This window comes from Pseudomonas inefficax (assembly GCF_032164165.1).
GTDB lineage: Bacteria > Pseudomonadota > Gammaproteobacteria > Pseudomonadales > Pseudomonadaceae > Aquipseudomonas > Aquipseudomonas inefficax.
Map to the genome: position 1 here is coordinate 3,255,481 of NZ_CP134401.1, position 20,101 is coordinate 3,275,581.

Below are 20,101 nucleotides of genomic sequence, written 5' to 3' on the forward strand. Positions count from 1 at the left end.
CGATCAGTGCAAGGCCTCTTCGGCCTTCTGGATCGCGGCGAATTCCTCTTCCGGTGTGCCCGCGACCAAGTGGTGGCGGCTGTAGAAAGCAAAGTAGGCAATTAATACCGCATAGATCACTGCGGCGCCAATCACCACCCTTGGGTCGACCAGGAAACCGGCGACCACAGCGATGCAAGCCAGTACCAGGGCCAGGCCCGAAGTGAAGATGCCACCGGGGGTACGGTATGGGCGCTCCATCTTCGGTCGGCGGATGCGCAGGGTGATGTGCGCGGCCATCATCAGCACGTAGGACAGGGTAGCGCCGAACACCGCCACAAGGATCAGCAGGTCACCCTGGCCGGTCAGCGACAGGGCAAAGCCGATGATCCCGGGGATGACCAGGGCCAGTACCGGGGCCTTGCTCTTGTTGGTTTCCGACAGTTTGCGCGGCAGGTAACCGGCGCGGGACAGGGCGAAGATTTGCCGGGAGTAGGCGTAGATGATCGAGAAGAAGCTGGCGATCAGCCCGGCCAGGCCGACCAGGTTGACGAAGCCGCCCATCCAGGTGCTACCGCCGTAGGCCTTGGACAAGGCTTCCACCAGTGGGTTGCCGGACGCTTTCAGTGCTTCGGAGCCTGCGCCGCCAGGGCCGACCACCAGGATCAGCAGGGCGAAGGCCAGCAGCACCAGCATGGCGCCGATCAGGCCGCGTGGCAGGTCACGCTTGGGGTTCTTGGTCTCTTCGGCAGCCAGCGGCACGCCCTCGACGGCGAGGAAGAACCAGATGGCGTAGGGGATGGCCGCCCACACGCCGACATAGCCGAACGGCAGGAAGCTGCTGGCGCCCACGGCGTCCGTTTTGGCGATGTCGAACAGGTTGGCTGCATCAAAATGGGGCACCATGCTCACCAGGAACACGGCCAGGGCGATGGCGGCGATGGCGGTGATGATGAACATCAGCTTCAACGCCTCTCCCACGCCAAAGATGTGGATGCCGATGAACACGATGTAGAACGCCAGGTAGATCATCCAGCCGCCGATGCCGAACAGTGACTGGCAGTAGGCACCGATGAACACTGCGATGGCGGCGGGGGCGATGGCGTATTCGATGAGGATCGCCGTCCCGGTGAGGAAGCCGCCCCAAGGGCCGAAGGCGCTGCGGGCAAAGCCGTAACCGCCGCCTGCGGTGGGGATCATCGACGACAGCTCGGCCAGCGAGAAGCACATGCACAGGTACATGGTGGCCATCAGCAGCGTGGCGAGGAACATGCCGCCCCATCCGCCCTGGGCCAGGCCGAAGTTCCAGCCGGCATAGTCGCCAGAGATGACGTAGGCCACGCCCAGGCCGACCAGCAGGACCCAGCCGGCGGCGCCTTTTTTCAGTTCACGTTGCTGGAAATAGTCCGAGCCGACCTTTTCGAAGTCGACGGAAGAGCCTGCCGGCGAGCCGGCGGAGTGATCGCTTGGCATAGATTCACCTGTTGTTTTTCTTGGTGGCCGGACGGGTTCCGGGCCGATGGTGATGGGTATTGCAGGAAGCGAGCCAGAGCGGTTGGTGCACGGTTGCCGCTCTGGGTTTTGTGTAAGCAGGCCTGGCCTTTTCGCGGGTGAACCCGCTCCCACAGGGGGTGTACAGCACCTTAAGCAGGCGCAGTACCTGTGGGAGCGGGTTTACCCGCGAAGAAGGCGACGCGGTTTAGAAGAAGCCCAACGGATTGATGTCGTAGCTCACCAGCAGGTTCTTGGTCTGCTGATAGTGGTCGAGCATCATCTTGTGCGTCTCACGCCCGACCCCCGACTTCTTGTAGCCACCGAACGCGGCATGCGCCGGGTACAGGTGGTAGCAGTTGGTCCACACGCGCCCGGCCTTGATCCCCCGGCCCATGCGGTAGGCACGGTTGATGTCGCGCGTCCACACGCCGGCACCCAGGCCGAACTCGGTGTCGTTGGCGATTGCCAGGGCTTCGGCTTCGTCCTTGAAGGTGGTGACGCTGACCACCGGGCCGAAAATTTCTTCCTGGAACACGCGCATCTTGTTGTTGCCTTTGAGCAGGGTCGGCTGGATGTAGTAACCGGTGGCCAGCGAGCCTTCCAGCTTCTCGACCTTGCCGCCGGTCAGCAGCTCGGCGCCTTCTTTCTGGGCGATGTCGAGGTACGACAGGATCTTCTCGAACTGCTGTTGCGAGGCCTGGGCGCCGACCATGGTGTCGGTGTCCAGTGGGTCGCCGCGCTTGATCTGCAGCACCTTCTTCATCACCACTTCCATGAACTGCGGGTAGATCGACTCCTGTACCAGTGCCCGGGAAGGGCAGGTGCATACCTCGCCCTGGTTGAAGAACGCCAGCACCATGCCTTCGGCCGCCTTCTCGATGAAGCTTGGCTCGGCTTGCATGATGTCTTCGAAATACACGTTTGGCGATTTGCCGCCCAGTTCGACGGTTGAAGGGATGATGTTCTCGGCGGCGCATTTCATGATGTGCGAGCCGACCGGGGTCGAGCCGGTGAAGGCGATCTTGGCGATGCGCTTGCTGGTGGCCAGTGCTTCACCGGCTTCGCGGCCATAGCCTTGCACCACGTTGAGCACGCCTTTTGGCAGCAGGTCACCGATCACCTCCAGCAGCACGGTGATGCCCAGCGGGGTCTGTTCGGCCGGCTTGAGCACCACGCAGTTGCCTGCGGCCAGTGCCGGGGCGAGCTTCCAGGCGGCCATCAGGATCGGGAAGTTCCACGGGATGATCTGCCCGACCACGCCCAGCGGCTCGTGGATGTGATAGGCCACGGTGCCTTCGTTGATTTCCGCGGCGCCGCCTTCCTGGGCGCGGATGCAGCCGGCGAAGTAACGGAAGTGGTCGACCGCCAGCGGAATGTCGGCATTGAGGGTTTCGCGGATCGGCTTGCCGTTGTCCCAGGTTTCGGTAATGGCCAGCAGTTCGAGGTTCTGCTCGATACGGTCGGCGATCTTCAGCAGAACGTTGGAGCGGTCCTGCACTGAAGTGCGGCCCCAGGCATCGGCCGCAGCGTGGGCGGCATCCAGGGCTTTATCGATGTCTTCGGCAGTGGAGCGAGGGAATTCAGCGATCAGCTTGCCATTCACCGGGGAGGTATTTTCGAAGTACTGCCCCTTTACCGGAGGAACGAACTCACCACCGATGTAGTTGCCGTAGCGGCTCTTGAAGGAAACCTTCGCGCCTTCGGTACCGGGATGTGCGTAACGCATGGGGTGTCTCCTGGCTATTGTGTTTGTTAGGGAGTTGGAAAGCGTAGAGCAAAGGTTGGGCCAGCGTTGCGAGCACCAGGCAAATCAATGACTTGGCTCGGTTGCCGGGGCCTGGCCCACCGTCGCTGTGCCAGCGCCGGTACGCGCGGGGGTGACACTTTGTGCCATTTGCGACACGTAACCGGAGGGTGCATTGCAAAGCCCTCCCGGGTGGAGGATGCTGGCGGGACTCTCTATCTGCGGAGAACTACAACAATGCAGAGCAATCATTTCAGTCGCCATGCCCAGCAAGTCCATACCGTCGCCCATGGTGGCGCCGGGGAGGGCGGCAGTGACCCGTCCATCGCCCGCTCCTGGCTGCGCTGCCTGGAGGACTACCACCTCGACCCGTCGGTGATCGAGGCCCCGGTGGTGCTCGAGCATGGGCGCCTGCTGGAAAGCCGCGAGCGCCTGCGCCAGGTGCTGCAGATTGCCGACCATGAAATGAACAGCCTGCACCAGCAGCTTTCCGGGGCCGGCCATGCGGTGCTGCTGACCGATGCCCGGGGGGTGATCCTCAATTGTGTCAGCGCGCCGACCGAGCGGCGCAGCTTCGAGCGTGCCGGGCTGTGGCTGGGCGCTGACTGGAGCGAGGCGCGCGAGGGCACCAACGGCATTGGCACTTGCCTGGTCGAGCGCCAGGCGCTGACCATTCACCAGAACGAGCACTTCCGTGGTCGCCACACCGGCCTGACCTGCTCGGCCAGCCCGGTGTTCGACCCGCATGGCGAGTTGCTGGCAGTGCTGGATGTGTCTTCGGCACGGCCCGACGTTTCCCGGCAGAGCCAGTTCCACACCATGGCCCTGGTCAACCTGTCGGCGAAGATGATCGAAAGCTGCTACTTCCTGCGCCATTTCGAACAGCAATGGCTGCTGCGTTTTCACCTGCAGGCCGAGTCGGTCGGCCTGTTCAGCGAAGGCCTGCTGGCGTTCGACGGTGACGGGCGTATCTGCGCCGCGAACCAGAGCGCGCTGAACCTGCTGGGCACGGTGCGTGGTGGCGTGCTAGGCAAACCGCTGGAACGCTTTTTCGCTTGCAGCCACGACGAACTGTTCAGCCGCGCCACGCCCGGCGGCAGCACGGCCTGGCCGCTGCATACCCTGGACGGGCGCCAGGTGTTCGCCAGCCTGCGTGGCCAGGCGCGCGCCCCGGTGTGGTCGGTGCCGGCTGCCCAGCCGCGACCCGCGCGGGAAGTGGAGCCGCTTGTCTGCCTGCTCGACCCGGCCTTGCAGAACGACTTCCGCCGCAGCGTGCGGGTGTTCGAGCGCGATGTGCCGCTGCTGCTGCGCGGCGAGACCGGCTGCGGCAAGGAGGCCTTTGCCCAGGCCGTGCACCAGGCCAGCGAGCGGCGCGGCAAGCCGTTCGTCGCCATCAACTGTGCCTCGATACCGGAGAGCCTGATCGAGAGCGAACTGTTCGGCTACCGCGGCGGCAGCTTTACCGGTGCGCGCAAGGAGGGCATGCGCGGCAAGCTGCTGCAGGCCGACGGCGGCACCTTGCTGCTGGACGAGATCGGCGACATGCCACTGGCCCTGCAAACCCGCCTGCTGCGCGTGCTGGAAGAACGCCAGGTGGTGCCCATCGGTGGCGAGCCGCAGGCGGTTGACGTGCGCATCGTCAGCGCTACCCACCGTGACCTGCTGGAACGGGTGGAGCAGGGCATTTTCCGCGAGGACCTGTATTACCGCCTCAATGGCCTGGAGGTAGCATTGCCGGCGGTGCGCGAGCGCAGTGACAAGGCGCAGTTGCTGGACTTTCTGCTGCGTCAGGAGGCACAGGGAGAACCGATCGATATCGAGCCGAGGGCGCGCCAGGCACTGCTCGACTTCGCCTGGCCGGGCAACGTGCGGCAGATGCGCAACGTGCTGCGTACCCTGGTGGCACTTTGCGAAGACTCCCGGATCATGTTCCCTGATCTCCCCGCCATTGTTCGCGAGGGCTGCGCCCTCGATCGCCGGCAAGCCAGCTCCCACCTTGACGGCACTGGCTTCAAGCCCTGTGCAAACCCTGTGGGAGCCGGCTTGCCGGCGATAGGGCCAGCTGCGTTGGAGGATGCCGAGCGTCATGCACTGCTGGCGACCTTGCAGGCAAAACACTGGCACCTCACCCGTGTCGCCGAGCACTTGGGCATCAGCCGCAATACCTTGTATCGAAAACTGCGCAAACACGGCATTACCAGGGCCGACTGAGCGAAACATCTGGTGCGATTTGTCGCGCCCTGGGCTACCCTGCCTCGATGTTTTGCGAGGTCGACCATGCATATTCACATTCTCGGTATTTGCGGCACTTTCATGGGCTCGCTGGCGGTGCTGGCCAAGGAACTTGGCCACCGCGTCACCGGCTCGGACGCCAACGTCTATCCCCCGATGAGCACCCAGCTCGAAGCCCAGGGCATCGAGCTGACCCAAGGCTATGACCCGGCCCAGCTGGACCCGGCGCCAGACCTGGTGGTCATCGGCAACGCCATGTCGCGTGGCAACCCGGCGGTAGAGTACGTGCTGAACAAGGGCCTGCCTTATGTTTCCGGCCCGCAGTGGCTGGCCGACCACGTGTTGCAGGGCCGCTGGGTGCTGGCCGTTGCCGGTACCCACGGCAAGACCACTACCAGCAGCATGCTGGCCTGGGTGCTTGAACATGCCGGCATGAGCCCGGGCTTCCTGATCGGCGGTGTACCGCAGAACTTCTCGGTTTCGGCGCGCCTGGGCGATACGCCGTTCTTCGTGGTCGAAGCCGACGAGTACGACAGCGCCTTCTTCGACAAGCGCTCGAAGTTCGTCCACTACCACCCGCGCACGGCGATTCTCAACAACCTTGAGTTCGACCATGCGGACATCTTCCCCGACCTGGCCTCGATCGAACGGCAGTTCCACCACCTGGTGCGCACCATCCCCAGCGAAGGCCTGGTCATCCACCCCACCACCGAGCAGGCGCTGGAACGGGTGATCGGCATGGGTTGCTGGACCCCGGTGCAAACCACCGGCGCAGGTGGCCAGTGGCAAGCTCGCCTGCTCAGCCCTGACGGCTCGCGCTTCGAAGTGCTGTTCGACGGCGAAGCGCAGGGCGTGGTGGATTGGGCACTCACTGGCCAGCACAACGTCGCCAACGCCCTGGCCACCCTGGCAGCGGCGCGTCATGTAGGCGTTGTGCCTGCCATGGGCATCGAAGGCCTGAGCGCCTTCAAGAGCGTCAAGCGGCGCATGGAGAAGGTTGCCGAAGTGCAGGGCGTGACCATCTACGATGACTTCGCCCACCACCCGACCGCCATTGCCACTACCCTCGACGGCCTGCGCAAGCGCGTCGGCGAGGCCCCGGTGATCGCCGTGATCGAGCCGCGCTCCAACTCGATGAAACTCGGTGCCCACCGCGACGGCCTGCCGGAAAGCGTCAACGACGCCGACCAGGTGATCTGGTACGCCCCGGCCAACCTTGGCTGGGACCTGGCTGCCACCGCCGCGCAATGCAAAGTGCCCAGCGTGGTGGCCGACAGCCTCGAAGCGATCATCGAGCGGGTCAAGGGCCAGGCCCGCCCAGGCACTCATGTAGTGATCATGAGCAACGGCGGCTTCGGCGGCCTGCACGGCAAGCTGGCCGAGGCACTGAAGTGAGCGGGCCGGAACGCATCACCCTGGCCATGACGGGTGCCTCTGGCGCCCAGTATGGCCTGCGCCTGCTCGACTGCCTGGTGCGTGAGGACCGCGAGGTGCACTTCCTGATCTCCAAGGCCGCGCAACTGGTGATGGCCACGGAGACCGACGTGGTGCTGCCGGCCAAGCCACAGGCGATGCAGGCCTTCCTCACCGAATATACCGGCGCTGCCGACGGGCAGATCCGCGTGTATGGCAAGGAAGACTGGATGTCGCCGGTGGCCTCGGGCTCCGGCGCCCCGGCGGCGATGGTGGTGGTGCCCTGTTCCACCGGCACCTTGTCGGCGATTGCCACCGGTGCCTGCAACAACCTGATCGAACGTGCTGCCGACGTTACCCTCAAGGAACGTCGCCAGTTGATCCTGGTGCCGCGCGAGGCGCCGTTCTCCACCATCCACCTGGAAAACATGCTCAAGCTGTCGCAGATGGGCGCGGTGATCCTGCCGGCGGCGCCCGGCTTTTACCACCAGCCGCAGACCATCGACGACCTGGTCGACTTCGTGGTGGCGCGCATTCTCAACCTGCTGAACATTCCCCAGGACATGTTGCCGCGCTGGGGTGAGCACCACTTCGGGGTGGATGATTGAAGCGAGCGCTGGCGGGCTTGCTGGCGCTGGTGGTGCTCGGTGGCTGCGCCACTGTGCGCACGCTGGATGCTAACAAACCCGGGGCGCCGGTGGTATATGCCGGTACCCGGTTGGACTTGTATGTGATCAATGGCGGCTGCTGCCCGCGGGATCATTATGGGGCTGAAGCGCCGGCGTATCCGGGGCTGGACCTGCCGGGGAGCATGTTGCTCGATACTCTGTTGTTGCCGTTGTCGTTGCTCACGGCAGCCGGTGTAGGCTTCCAGGCCACCGGTGGCCTGTAAGGGCCCTTTCGCGGGTAAACCCGCTCCCACAGGTACTGCACCAGGCCTGAGATCGGTGCAACTCCTGTGGGAGCGGGTTTACCCGCGAAGAGGCCCTGGCAGGTAAAGCCTACTTCTTGCCCAACCTGCGCAACTCATCCGACTCCACAATCCGCACCCCGTCCTCTTCCTCCAGCGCCAGCCGCCACAGCGCCCGGGCCAGGGTACAAGCCTCGATCCCCCGATATTTCCCAGGTATCAGCTTGGCAAACGGCGAAGCCAGCCGTTCACTGAGCCGTGGCTGAATCCGTTCGCCCAGCAACAACGACGGCCGCACGATGGTCAGCTGCGGCCAATCCTGCGCCTTGAGTGCCTCTTCCATCTCGCCCTTGACCCGGTTGTAGAAAATCGATGATTTCGGGTCGGCGCCCAACGCACTGACCACCAGCAGATGCCGCGCGCCCAACTCCCGGGCCCGCTTGCTGAATGCCACGACCATGTCCAGATCCACCGCGCGGAAAGCCGATTCTGAGCCAGCCTGCTTCAGCGTGGTACCCAGGCAGCAATAGGCGATATCGACCCGCCCGGCCAGCTGCGGCAGGAATACCGCCGGGTCACCCACCGGATTTTCCAGGTGCGGGTGCTCGGCCAGTGGCCGGCGGGTAGGCGCCAGGACGCGGGTGATGGTGGGCTCGTTGAGCAGGCGGTCGAGCAGGTGTTCACCTGTCAGACCCGTGGCACCGGCAAGCAGGACATGCTGAGGCGTCAAATACATGATGTCTCTCCCTTGTTACACACAAGCTTAGTGGCTGGGTGGCGTTTGCGCCTGTTCCCCCACATCGGCCTGTGCGGCGTTACGCAATGCTTCTTCGGCCTGTTGCCGGCGCAGGTGCTGCCAGTGCTCCAGCACGCTTGGCGGCGCCCACAGCTGCGGTTCGGAGGCCTCGAAACCTTCCCTTTGTTCTCTTTCGGCAACGCTGGCGCGCGCCAGTTCAAACGCTTGTTTAAGGTCGTCGGTCTGATTCAGCGCTTCGGCGAACAGGGCGTCGCCAAAGTAGGTGAAGTCGGCTTCTTCAGAGCAACCGAAGGAAACGCGGTCGGCCCGGGCGGCGGTCATGATCAGCGTGCGCTCATCCTTGAGCGGGGCGATATAGCCCCCGGAATAGCACGCGGATATGACAATGACCTTGTCGCGGTCCTTCAGCGGCGCCAGGGCACTGGCCAGTTCGTCGGCGGACAGGTCGGCCAGCTGCAGGCGCGGCTGGTCGAACACCAGCTGATGGTCGTGGCTGCCATGGCTGGTGAGGTAGATGAACACCAGGTCTTCGGGGCCGCTGCGCTCGGCCAGAGTGCGGGCGGCGCGAGTAAGGTTTTCACGCGTGGCCATGGGGCGGGTGGTCATGTGGTCGCGGTGGTTGACCAAGGTCACTTGGCCGCGGGCGCCAAAGCGTACCTTGAGCATGTTGCTGACGTAATCGGCTTCGCGCAGGAACACGCTCTGCTGGCCATCGCCGGCCACTACCAGGCTGTACAACTGGACCGATGGCGCCGAGCGCGGTACCCGGGCCAGCGCTTCGTCGAGCAAACGGCCCTGGTTGAGCAACGCCAGGTCCAGCGGGTCGGGCAACAGCTTGCCGTTCTGGTCGCGCACGCGCACGCCGTTGCTCCAGGTGCCGCTTTCGACCTTACCGTTGGCCAGAATCAGCCGGCCCTGACCGTGGTAGGCATCGTTGAGGAAGCCACCGATGTATTTGCTGCCGTCTGCCAGCTGCAGGCTGCCCTGGCCCGACAGGCGCCAGTCGGCGAAGGTGCCCTTGTAGTGGCTGCCATCGCTGCCCAGCAGTTCGCCTTCGCCGACCAGCGAGCCGTCCTTGAATTCGCCGATCCACACATCACCATCGGCATTTTCGTAGCGGCCACGGCCTTCGAGGCGGTTGTCCTTGAACTCGCCGATGTATTGCTCGCCGTCGACGCTGTCGTAGGTGCCGCTGCCTTCCAGCTGGCCATTGATGAAGTGGCCGCTGAACTGGTTGCCGCTGGCATCGCTGCGCACCCCGGCACCGTTGGGCTTGCCCTTGGCGAACAGGCCCTGGTAGCGGCTGCCGTCTGCCAGCTCCAGCTCGCCGGCGCCTTCGTACAGGTCGTCCTTGAACTGGCCGCGGTAGGTCTGGTCGGCTTGCTTGAGGGTGCCTTCGCCGTCGCGGCGGCCGTGGCTGAAGGTGCCCGCATAGTGGCTGCCCGGGGTGGTCAGCTCACCCAGCCCCTGGAATAGCCCTGCGGCGAACTGGCCGCGGTACACCTCGCCGTTGCGGCCGTGCCATTCGCCCTGGCCGTGCCATTGGCCGTCCTTGAAAGTACCGGCGTACCAGCTGCCGTTGGGGTAGTCGATCCGCCCCTCGCCTTGCAGCAGGCCATCGACCACCTGCCCCCGGTACCGCCCGCCGTCAGGCAGGCGCGCGTCCGGCGGGAGCAGCGATTCGCCATCGCCGCAGGCGGCGAGCAGCAGGACCAGGGTGATGGGGAGCAGTGGACGCATGGCGAGAACCGGGCAATAGGTTTGCCGAGTATGCCGCAGAATGGGATCCTGAAACAGCGAACGCGATCCTTGTGGGACTTCAGCTTTGCGCAATACCTGTGGGAGCGGCTTTAGCCGCGAACACCGGCGAAGCCGGTGCCATGCACCGAGTCGCCTGCTTCGCGGGCGCGCCCGCTCCCACAGGGTTGTGCGCTGCCTGTGCGGCTCAGCGCACGCCCGGCGAAACGATGATCTTTACATTCTCCTCCTTGTTGTTGACCAATTCCTCGAAGCCCAGCTCGACAATCTGCTCCAGCCCGATCCGCCCGGTCACCAGCGGGCGAATGTCCAGCCTGCCGTCAGCGATGAAAGCGATCACATCGGCGAACTCGCCGTTGTAGGCCAACGCCCCCAGTACCTGCTTTTCGGTGGAAACCAGCTCGAAGAAGTTGAACTCGCTAGGCTCCTCGAATATCCCCACCAGCACGCACTTGCCGGCCTTGCGGATGGTGTCGATGGCCAGCTTGGCCGTGTGCTTGTTGCCGATGCATTCAAAACTTACATCCGCCCCCAGCCCGGCAGTCAGCTTGCGGATTTCCGCCAGGGCGTCGCACTGGCTGGGGTCCAGCACCACGCTGGCGCCCACCTCTTTGGCCTTGGCCTTGCGCGCCGAGGACATTTCCAGGGCGATCACCTGCGCCGCGCCTGCCGCCTTGGCACACATGATGGTGCACAAGCCGATAGTGCCGGCACCGACCACCACCACTGTCTGGCCAAGCAGGCTGCCGGCCTTCTTTACCGCATGCATGCCCACTGCCAGCGGCTCGATCAGCGCCCCGGCCTCCGCCGGAAACCCCTGCGGCAGCTTGTACAGCAGGTTGGCGGGCACGTTGACCAGTTCGGCAAAGGCGCCGTTGTTCATCAGGCCGGTGAAGGCCAGGCGCTCGCAGATGTTGTACAGGCCGTGGGTGCAGTAGTAGCAAGTGCCGCAATGCTGGCAGGCGTCCGCAGCCACCGGGTCACCGACGGCAAAACCTTGCACGCCTTCACCCAGCTTGGCAATTTGGCCGCAGAACTCGTGGCCGAGGATGCACTGGCCCTGGATGCCGGTCAGCGGGTGGGGTGCCTCTACCGGGATGAATACCGGGCCGGCGACGTATTCGTGCAGGTCGGAGCCGCAGATGCCGCACCAGTCCACCTTGATCTGCACCCATCCGGGCGCAGGGTCGGCCGGCAGGGGCACCTGTTCGACGCGAATGTCATTGCGGCCATGCCAGACGGCGGCGCGCATGTGGGTGTGGCTCAGGTCATTCATTGTTGTTCTCCAGGCTCACGGAAAGGGCTTAGTGCTTGCGCAGGAACGCGAGCAGTTGCTGGTTGACCTGTTCGGCCGCCTCCATCTGCACCATGTGCCCAGCCTCGGGCAGCACCAGCACCTCAGCCTCCAGCGCTTCGGCATGGCTGGCCGGGATGATCGCGTCCTTGCCGCCCCACACCACCAGGGCCGGGTGTTGCCCCAGTATCCCGCGCAGGTCATGGCACTGCCGGTCGCCGTCGGCGATGGCCGATGCCAGCAGTCGCAACGCCTCGTCTACCCCTTCCAGGCGCTTGAACTTGAGCATGTCCTCCAGCATCTGCCGGGTGACCAGTGCCGGGTCGGCAAACAGCTGCACCATCTGCGGCTTGAGGGCATTGCGGTTGGCGGCAGCGACGAAGCCTTGCAGGTACTGCCCGTTGATCGCCTCGCCCAACCCGGCACTGGCCACCAGGCTCAGGCTGGCAACCCGCTGCGGTGCCAGGCGCGCCACGTTCAGGCTGACCGCGCCACCCATGGAGTGGCCGGCCAGGTGGGCCTTGGCGATATCCAGGTGGTCGAGCAGGGCCAGCACGGTTTCGCTCAACTCATCCAGGTCCCCTCGTTGCAGGGCCTTGGCCGACTCGCCATGGCCCGGCAGATCGAGGGCGATTACCCGTCGTTCAGCAGCCAGTGCCGGGTGGTTGAACAGCCAGTTGTTCAGGTCGCCACCAAAACCGTGCACCAGCACCAGCGGCGTTCCGCCTTCGCCCAGTTCGAACCAGCGCAGCAGGCGACCGCCCACTTCCGCCTTCTGCGGGGCTGGGCCTTGGGCCTGGTCGGCACCACCTTCGGCGACGAACTCGGCCTGGAAACGCTGCACCACGGCATCGATTTCAGCTTCTTCGGCTTCACCTTCCACCACCACCGCCAGCAGCGCACCGACCGGCAGGGTTTCATCCGGTTTGGCCACCTGGCGACGCAGCACACCGCTGAACGGGGCTTCGACGCTGCTGCTGATCTTGTCGGTCTCGACGTCCAGCACCTCGTCGCCCTTGTTGATTTCGTCACCTTCCTGCTTGAGCCAGGTGTCCACCCGGCCTTCGGTCATCGACAGGCCCCACTTGGGCATGGTCAGGGTATGGATCTGGCTCATGCGGCACTCCTTGCGGCTTCGATCACTTTGCGTACCGCAGCCTCGATCTTTGCCGCGTCGGGGATGTACAGGTCTTCCAGGGCATCGGAGAACGGCACAGGAGTATGCGGGGCGGTGACCATTTCGATCGGGCCCCTGAGCGCGCCGAAGGCCTTCTGTGCCACCAGCGCGCTGATGTCGGTGGCCATGGAGCAACGCGGGTTGGCTTCGTCGATCACCACCAGGCGGCCGGTCTTTCCCACGCTTTCCAGGATACTGTCCTCATCCAGCGGGCTGGTGGTGCGCAGGTCCAGCACTTCGCAGTCGATACCCTGGCGGGCCAGGTTGTTGGCTGCTTCCAGCGCCACATGCACCATGCGGCCATAGGTGACCAGGGTCACATCGTCACCATCGCGCAGGAAGTTGGCTTCACCGAACGGCACGGTGTAGACCTCTTCCGGCACCTCGCCTTGCATGCTGTACAACAGCTTGTGCTCGCAGAAGATCACCGGGTCGTTGTCGCGGATTGCCTGGATCAACAGGCCCTTGGCATCGTACGGCGAGGAGGGGCACACCACCTTCAGGCCTGGAATGTGCGTCCACAGCGAGGTCAGCATCTGCGAGTGCTGGGCCGCCGCGCGCAGGCCGGCACCGTACATGGTGCGCATCACCAGCGGGGTGACCGCCTTGCCGCCGAACATGTAGCGGAATTTGGCGGCCTGGTTGAGGATCTGGTCCAGACAGCAGCCGGCGAAGTCGACGAACATCAGCTCGCACACTGGGCGCAGGCCCTGGGTGGCAGCACCGACGGCGGCGCCGACGTAGCCGATTTCCGACAGCGGCGCGTCGAGTACACGCCCCGGGAACTGGTGGTAAAGGCCCTTGGTCACGCCCAGCACGCCACCCCAGGCGTCATCCTCGCCAGGGGCACCGGCACCGCCGGCAACGTCTTCGCCAATGATGAATACCGTGTTGTCGCGGCGCATTTCCTGGGCCAGGGCTTCGTTGATGGCCTGCTGGTAGCTGATCTTTCTTGCCATGGTGGTTCTCCTGTTGTTCTTGTAATCCGCGGCTCAGGGGTAGGCGACGTAGACGTCGGTGAGCAGGTCGGCGGGCTGTGGCTTGGGATCGGATTTGGCGCGGCGCACGGCGTCTTCGATCAGGTCCTCTACGCGGGCATCGATGGCGTCCAGTTGCGCAGCCGTGAGCAGGCCGGCGCGGGTGGTCTTGTTGCGGAACTGCATGAGGCAGTCGCGGGATTCACGCAGGTTCTTCACTTCATCAGGGGCGCGGTAGGTTTGTGCATCGCCTTCGAAATGGCCGTAATAGCGGCTGAGCTTGACCTCGATCAGCGACGGGCCTTGCCCGGAGCGTGCGCGTTCGATGGCAGCGCCGGCGGCCTCGTACACGGCAAAGAAGTCGAAACCGTCGATAGTGACCCCGGGCATGCCGAAACCTGCAGCGCGGTCGGCGATATGGTCGCAGGCCACCGACCAGGTCGAGGCGGTGGCTTCGGCGTAACCGTTGTTCTCGGCGACGAAGATGCACGGCAGGTTCATGATCGACGCCATGTTCATGGCTTCGAACACCGCGCCTTCGTTGGAAGCGCCATCGCCGAAGAAGGCCACCGACACGTCGTCACGGCCCTTGATCTTGGCTGCAAGTGCGGCCCCGGCCACCAGGGGGGCACCGGCACCGACGATGCCGTTGGCGCCGAGCATGCCTTTTTCCAGGTCGGCAATATGCATCGAGCCGCCTTTGCCCCCGCACACGCCGGTCTTCTTGCCGTAGATTTCGGCCATCATGCCGTACACATCCACGCCCTTGGCGATGCAGTGTCCATGACCGCGGTGGGTCGAGGCGATGCAGTCGCTGTCACGCAGGTGGGCCATGACCCCGGCGGCGGAAGCTTCTTCGCCGGCATACAGGTGGACGAAGCCGGGGATCTCGCCGGTGGCGAACTCCACGTGCAGGCGTTCTTCGAAGGCGCGGATGGTGCGCATCACTTCATAGGCATGCAGCAATTGTTCGGTACTGAGTTGATTGGACATCTTGTTGTTCTCCAGGGTTGTCTCAACACGGGTTTGCAGGGTGCAACCGGTGGCCGCGAGGTACCGCCAGCAGGTGATGGCGAGCGGCATGCGCCAGCACGGCCTCGACGTCCACGCTCAACGGGCCTTGGTGGTCGAGGGTGATGGTGGGGGTGTCGTGTTCGGCGAATTCGATTTCGCGTTCACCGTCCAGCGCCAGCGTGCCGCTGGCCAGGCTCAGGCGATGGGCAACGCCAGGCGTCAGCGGGCCGCTGGCGGTGATGCCGCAGCCTTGCAGCAGGCCGGGTGCCAGCGGTGCCAACAGTGCTTGTTCGGCACCGGGGTTCAGGCGTACCCAGGCGCCGTGCGGGTCCTGGCGCGACACCGGGCACCACAGGCCGCACAGGGCCGACAGGCCGATGGCATGGGGTTCGGCGAAACAGGCGAAGACTTCGCAAAGGTCCTCGCTGCGGCTAAGGGCCCGAGCGCCGATGAAGCGTTGGGGCGACACCGCCACCTCCACCAGGGCCCATTCGGCAAGATGTTGTTCGGGCACCTTAACCAGCAAGCGCTTGTTGCGGCGCAGGCCGATGCTGGCCGGTACCCGGCCGCTGGCAAGCAGGCCGCCAGCCAGGCCGGCACTGGTGGCTTCGCGCAGTTCGGGGAAGGCATTGTTGGTGCCGGTGGACAAGGTCAGCAGCGGTACGTCACCGGCCTCGGCGGCGACTGCCTTGTGGGTGCCGTCGCCACCGAGCACGGCGATCATCGCCACACCGCGCTCGACCATGAGGCGGGTGGCCAGGCGGGTATCGGCAACAGTCTGGGTCAGCGGCAGGTCAAGTATCTCGATGGCTGGCCAGTGCTGGTCACGGGCGATCGGGCCCTGGCCGGCCTTGAGCACGGCGGCGGCAATGCCGGTCATGTCGCTGGGCAGCAGCACCTGGCCGATGCCGGTGGCACCGAAGGCGGCCAGCAGGCGCTGGATCGCCGAGGCCTTGTCGGTGCTCGAATAGAGCCCGGCATTGGCGGTCAGGCGGCGCAGGTCGCGGCCAGAGGCAGGGTTGGCAATGATCCCGACGGTCGGGGCGGGCAGCGGCATGGCGCACCTCGTATTCTTGTTTGCCAAGGCAGGAGCAAGCCCGGTGCCAGCTTTCTTTCGGGTGGCCGAAAATGGCGCGTTAGAGGGGTTGGTTGGCATTCAGGCGCGCAGCCAGGGCGGCGCCGGCGAGACGCAGGGTGCCAACGCCGGGCCGGCATGACCGAGACGCTGAGACGCTGCGTCTCAAGCCGGCCGGTAATCACGCAGTGCTTGTCGAGGCATGCCAGGAGGCGCTTAATGGCCGGACAACGATAAAAACAGCAACGAGAACCGGAGGGCCCGAATGCTTGCCGCGAACTCCCGAGCCCATGTCGACTGTGTCAGCAGGGTGCTGAAGAATGCCGACCGCCTGCCGCAGGCGCCGGTGCCGCCGCTGATCCTCGATTCATGGCGCCGTTCCATGGAGCTGTACCGCCTCGACCCCGGTTCCCAGCAGGGGCCGCGCATCCTGTCTCAAAGCCTGCTCAACGAATGCCGCGAACGCGCCGAACTGTTCCTGCGCATCGCCAGCGATGCCGTGGCCCGCCTGCATGAGCGGGTACGCGGTGCCGATTACTGCGTGCTGCTTACCGATGCCCTGGGGCGCACCATCGATTACCGGGTCGAGTCGGCCATCCGCAACGACTGCCGCAAGGCCGGGTTGTACCTGGGCACCTGCTGGTCGGAGGGCGAGGAGGGCACCTGCGGCGTGGCGGCGGTGTTGACCAGCAAAGCGCCGGTCACGGTGCACAAGCGCGATCACTTCCGCGCTGCGTTCATTGGCCTGACCTGTACGGCGGCACCGGTGTTCGACCCGTTGGGCGAGTTGCTGGGCGTGGTGGATGTCTCGGCCTTGCAATCGCCGGATGACCGCCGCAGCCAGCACCTGATCCGCCAACTGGTCGAGCAGACTGCCCGCGAGATCGAAAATGCCTTCTTCATGCACAGTGCCCAGGGCCATTGGGTGATGCGTGCCCATGGCACGCCGGGCTATGTGGAAAGCCAGCCCGACTACCTGCTGGCCTGGGACGCTGATGGCCGCCTGCAGGCGATCAACAGCCTGGCTCGGCAGCGCCTGGTGGAACGCCTGGGGCGTTTGCCCGAGCACATTGGCGAACTGTTCGACATGGACCAGCTGCGCCGCGTGAATGCATCGTCCGCTCAACGCCTGCCGGGCTTGGGTGGGCTGTACGGCCGGGTCAGCGCACCCAGCCAGCGCCAGCGTGCGCAGCCGTTGCGCCAGGCCCAGGACGCCCGCATCGAGCAGCATCTGCGCCTGGCCACGCGGGTCAAGGACTGCAACCTGGCGGTGCTGGTGCAAGGCGAGACGGGGGCCGGCAAAGAAGTATTCGCTCGCCAACTGCATCAGCAAAGCCTGCGTCGCGATGGCCCGTTCGTCACCCTGAACTGCGCGGCCATCCCGGAAAGCCTGATCGAGAGTGAACTGTTCGGCTATGTGGCCGGGGCCTTCACCGGGGCTTCCAGCAAAGGCATGCAGGGGCTGTTGCAGCAGGCCGATGGCGGCACGCTGTTCCTTGACGAAATCGGTGACATGCCGCTGAACCTGCAAACCAGGTTGCTGCGTGTGCTGGCCGAGGGTGAAGTGGCGCCGCTGGGCGCGGCGCGGCGGGAGCAGGTGGATATCCAGGTGATTTGCGCGACCCATCGCGATTTGGCGGCGATGGTGGAGGATGGGCGTTTTCGTGAGGATTTGTACTTCCGCCTGGCCAATGCCCGCTTCGAGTTGCCACCGCTGCGCGAGCGAGAGGACCGCCTGGGGTTGATTCACCAGTTGCTGGCCGAAGAGGCAGATGCCTGCGGGGTCGAGGTGGTGTTGGCGGATGATGCGCTGCAGGCGCTGCTGGTTTATCGCTGGCCGGGGAATTTGCGCCAGCTGCGGCAGGTGTTGCGCTATGCCTGTGCGGTGAGTGAGGGCGGTCGGGTGCAGGTGCAGGACCTGCCGCAGGAAGTACGCGGCGAGGTGGTCGCTTCGGCTGAAAGCAGCACGTCTTGTCCGGCCCGGCAGTTGTTGCTGGATGCGCTGATCCGCCATCGCTGGAAGCCGGCTGATGCGGCGCGGGCTCTGGGGATCTCGCGGGCGACCTTGTACCGGCGGGTGCATGAGCATCACATCGAGATGCCGCGGATGAAGGGGTAGGGCCCTGGGGGCGCTGTGCGCCCCTTTCGCGACACAAGGCCGCTCCTACAAGAACGGCGTCGCTCCTGAGGTATGCGCGATACCTGTGGGAGCGGGTTCACCCGCGAACACCGGCGAAGCCGGTGCCATGCACCGCGTCGCATTCTTCGCGGGTAAACCCGCTCCCACAGCTACCGCACAAACCTCAAGGGCAGCATGCATCCTGTAGGACCGCGACGAGGCCCTGGCAGGCAATAAAAAACCCCGGCACAAGTCCGGGGTTTTCGGTACATCACACTACTCGATCACTCTTCGTTAGCCAGTTTGTGCTCGAGGTAGTGAATGTTGACGCCGCCTTTGCAGAAACCTTCATCACGCACCAGGTCGCGGTGCAGCGGGATGTTGGTCTTGATGCCGTCGACGACGATCTCGTCCAAGGCATTGCGCATGCGCGCCATGGCTTCGTCGCGGTCCTTGCCGTAGGTGATCAGCTTGCCGATCAGCGAGTCGTAGTTCGGCGGAACCGAGTAACCGCTGTACAGGTGCGAATCCACACGTACGCCGTTGCCGCCCGGGGCGTGGAAGTGCTTCACCTTGCCTGGGCTCGGGATGAACTTCTTCGGGTCTTCGGCGTTGATACGGCATTCCAGCGCATGGCCACGGATGACCACGTCTTCCTGGCGGAACGACAGCTTGTTGCCAGCGGCGATGCTCAGCATCTCCTTGACGATGTCGATACCGGTCACCATCTCCGACACCGGGTGCTCAACCTGCACGCGGGTGTTCATCTCGATGAAGTAGAAGCGGCCGTTCTCGTACAGGAACTCGAAAGTACCCGCACCACGGTAGCCGATCTCGATGCACGCATCGACGCAGCGCTTGAACACTTCCTGACGGGCTTTTTCGTCGATGCCCGGGGCTGGCGCTTCTTCCAGTACCTTCTGGTGACGGCGCTGCAGCGAGCAGTCACGGTCGCCCAGGTGGATGGCGTTGCCCTGGCCGTCGGACAGTACCTGTACTTCCACGTGGCGTGGGTTGGTCAGGAACTTCTCCAGGTAGACCATCGGGTTGCCGAAGGCGGCGCCGGCTTCGGTACGGGTGAGCTTGGCCGAGGCAATCAGGTCCTCTTCCTTGTGCACCACGCGCATGCCGCGACCACCACCGCCACCGGCGGCCTTAATGATCACCGGGTAGCCGACGTCACGAGCGATCGCCAGGGCGACCTCTTCGTCTTCCGGCAGTGGGCCATCGGAGCCCGGCACGGTCGGTACGCCCGACTTGATCATCGCGTCCTTGGCCGAAACCTTGTCGCCCATCAGGCGAATGGTGTCGGCTTTCGGGCCGATGAAGGCGAAACCGGATTTTTCCACCTGCTCGGCGAAATCGGCGTTTTCCGCCAGGAAGCCGTAGCCCGGGTGAATCGCGGTGGCGCCGGTCACTTCGGCGGCAGCGATGATCGCCGGGATATGCAGGTAGGAATCCTTGGACGATGCAGGGCCGATGCAGACCGACTCGTCTGCCAGCCCCAGGTGCATCAGTTCACGGTCGGCGGTGGAGTGCACGGCGACTGTCTTGATACCCAGCTCTTTGCAGGCACGCAGGATCCGCAGGGCAATTTCCCCGCGGTTGGCGATCAGGACTTTTTCGAGCTTCCCAGACATCGTTGGCTCTCCGCGATTCAAACGACGGTGAACAGCGGCTGGTCGAACTCAACCGGCTGGCCGTCTTCTACCAGGATGGCATCGATGACACCGCCAACATCGGCTTCGATGTGGTTCATCATCTTCATGGCTTCGACGATGCACAGGGTGTCGCCTTTCTTCACGGTCTGGCCAACTTCAGCGAAGTTCGGCGAGGTCGGCGAAGGCTTGCGGTAGAAGGTACCTACCATTGGCGAGCGGATCACGGTGCCTTTCAGAGCCGGGGCGGCGGCAGCGGCTTCGGCGGCAGGGGCAGCAGCGGCAACCGGGGCAGCAGCAGGAGCGGCAGCCATCGGGGCAGGTGCGTAGAACTGCTGGGCAGCCGGGGTCTTGCTGTGACGGCTGATACGGACCGACTCTTCGCCTTCCTTGATCTCCAGCTCGTCGATGCCAGACTCTTCCAGCAGCTCGATCAGTTTCTTGACTTTACGGATATCCATTAATCATCAACTCCCAAAGGTTCGGTCAGGGGGCGAAAT

The 20,101-nt window shown here is 64.6% G+C and carries 16 protein-coding genes; 5 read left to right on the forward strand and 11 right to left on the reverse strand.

The window, feature by feature from the left end; all coding sequences use genetic code 11:
• Positions 1–3: 3 nt before the first annotated feature.
• Positions 4–1,452: an ethanolamine permease gene (eat, locus tag RIN61_RS14630; protein WP_025337550.1), complete on the reverse strand. Its 1,449-nt coding sequence runs from the start codon at positions 1,450–1,452 to the stop codon at positions 4–6.
• 226 nt (positions 1,453–1,678) lie between these two features.
• Positions 1,679–3,199, reverse strand: coding sequence for an acetaldehyde dehydrogenase ExaC (exaC, locus tag RIN61_RS14635; RefSeq protein ID WP_003257045.1), 1,521 nt, complete (start codon positions 3,197–3,199; stop codon positions 1,679–1,681).
• A gap of 255 nt (positions 3,200–3,454) precedes the next feature.
• Between exaC and RIN61_RS14640 the strand changes: the two genes are divergently transcribed.
• The 4 genes from RIN61_RS14640 to RIN61_RS14655 all read left to right on the forward strand — a co-directional run bounded on the left by RIN61_RS14640 (position 3,455) and on the right by RIN61_RS14655 (position 7,754).
• On the forward strand, positions 3,455–5,428 hold the full coding sequence (locus RIN61_RS14640) for a sigma-54-dependent Fis family transcriptional regulator (protein ID WP_215521448.1): 1,974 nt from the start codon (positions 3,455–3,457) through the stop codon (positions 5,426–5,428).
• A 66-nt stretch (positions 5,429–5,494) separates the two neighbouring features.
• On the forward strand, positions 5,495–6,844 hold the full coding sequence (mpl, locus tag RIN61_RS14645) for a UDP-N-acetylmuramate:L-alanyl-gamma-D-glutamyl-meso-diaminopimelate ligase (RefSeq protein ID WP_112254120.1): 1,350 nt from the start codon (positions 5,495–5,497) through the stop codon (positions 6,842–6,844).
• Positions 6,841–7,470, forward strand: a complete 630-nt coding sequence (gene ubiX / locus RIN61_RS14650; protein WP_013970698.1) for a flavin prenyltransferase UbiX — start codon at positions 6,841–6,843, stop codon at positions 7,468–7,470. Before mpl ends, ubiX begins: the two co-directional genes overlap by 4 nt.
• The gene (locus tag RIN61_RS14655; protein ID WP_252378999.1) at positions 7,467–7,754 is read left to right on the forward strand and encodes a YceK/YidQ family lipoprotein; all 288 of its coding nucleotides are present in this window, start codon (positions 7,467–7,469) and stop codon (positions 7,752–7,754) included. The genes ubiX and RIN61_RS14655 overlap by 4 nt, the downstream gene beginning before the upstream one ends.
• A 109-nt stretch (positions 7,755–7,863) precedes the next feature.
• On the opposite strand, the gene RIN61_RS14660 is transcribed toward RIN61_RS14655, so the two are convergent.
• The 7 genes from RIN61_RS14660 to RIN61_RS14690 form a co-directional block, all read right to left on the reverse strand.
• Positions 7,864–8,508: an oxidoreductase gene (locus RIN61_RS14660; protein ID WP_112254122.1), complete on the reverse strand. Its 645-nt coding sequence runs from the start codon at positions 8,506–8,508 to the stop codon at positions 7,864–7,866.
• Between the two features lie 27 nt (positions 8,509–8,535).
• Complete coding sequence (locus RIN61_RS14665; RefSeq protein WP_313852549.1) at positions 8,536–10,269, reverse strand: C13 family peptidase; 1,734 nt, start codon at positions 10,267–10,269, stop codon at positions 8,536–8,538.
• Positions 10,270–10,474: 205 nt separating this feature from the next.
• Positions 10,475–11,539 carry a 2,3-butanediol dehydrogenase gene (locus RIN61_RS14670; protein ID WP_243432387.1) on the reverse strand — a complete coding sequence of 355 codons (1,065 nt, stop codon included), beginning with the start codon at positions 11,537–11,539 and terminating at the stop codon, positions 10,475–10,477.
• Positions 11,540–11,591: 52 nt separating this feature from the next.
• A complete protein-coding gene (locus tag RIN61_RS14675; RefSeq protein WP_215521446.1) occupies positions 11,592–12,698 on the reverse strand; it encodes an acetoin dehydrogenase dihydrolipoyllysine-residue acetyltransferase subunit in 1,107 nt (368 codons plus the stop codon).
• The gene (locus tag RIN61_RS14680; RefSeq protein ID WP_112254126.1) at positions 12,695–13,717 is read right to left on the reverse strand and encodes an alpha-ketoacid dehydrogenase subunit beta; all 1,023 of its coding nucleotides are present in this window, start codon (positions 13,715–13,717) and stop codon (positions 12,695–12,697) included. Before RIN61_RS14680 ends, RIN61_RS14675 begins: the two co-directional genes overlap by 4 nt.
• A 33-nt stretch (positions 13,718–13,750) precedes the next feature.
• The gene (locus RIN61_RS14685; protein WP_015268810.1) at positions 13,751–14,728 is read right to left on the reverse strand and encodes a thiamine pyrophosphate-dependent dehydrogenase E1 component subunit alpha; all 978 of its coding nucleotides are present in this window, start codon (positions 14,726–14,728) and stop codon (positions 13,751–13,753) included.
• Positions 14,729–14,750: 22 nt separating this feature from the next.
• The gene (locus RIN61_RS14690) at positions 14,751–15,806 is read right to left on the reverse strand and encodes an ATP-NAD kinase family protein (protein ID WP_207878840.1); all 1,056 of its coding nucleotides are present in this window, start codon (positions 15,804–15,806) and stop codon (positions 14,751–14,753) included.
• A 283-nt stretch (positions 15,807–16,089) separates the two neighbouring features.
• Between RIN61_RS14690 and RIN61_RS14695 the strand changes: the two genes are divergently transcribed.
• On the forward strand, positions 16,090–17,943 hold the full coding sequence (locus RIN61_RS14695) for a sigma-54-dependent Fis family transcriptional regulator (RefSeq protein WP_112254129.1): 1,854 nt from the start codon (positions 16,090–16,092) through the stop codon (positions 17,941–17,943).
• 284 nt (positions 17,944–18,227) lie between these two features.
• On the opposite strand, the gene accC is transcribed toward RIN61_RS14695, so the two are convergent.
• Together accC and accB are read right to left on the reverse strand one after the other, a co-directional pair.
• Complete coding sequence (accC, locus tag RIN61_RS14700; RefSeq protein ID WP_112254131.1) at positions 18,228–19,583, reverse strand: acetyl-CoA carboxylase biotin carboxylase subunit; 1,356 nt, start codon at positions 19,581–19,583, stop codon at positions 18,228–18,230.
• A gap of 17 nt (positions 19,584–19,600) precedes the next feature.
• Entirely contained in the window at positions 19,601–20,062 is a 462-nt protein-coding gene (accB, locus tag RIN61_RS14705) for an acetyl-CoA carboxylase biotin carboxyl carrier protein (protein ID WP_112254132.1), read from the reverse strand.
• Positions 20,063–20,101: the final 39 nt, after the last annotated feature.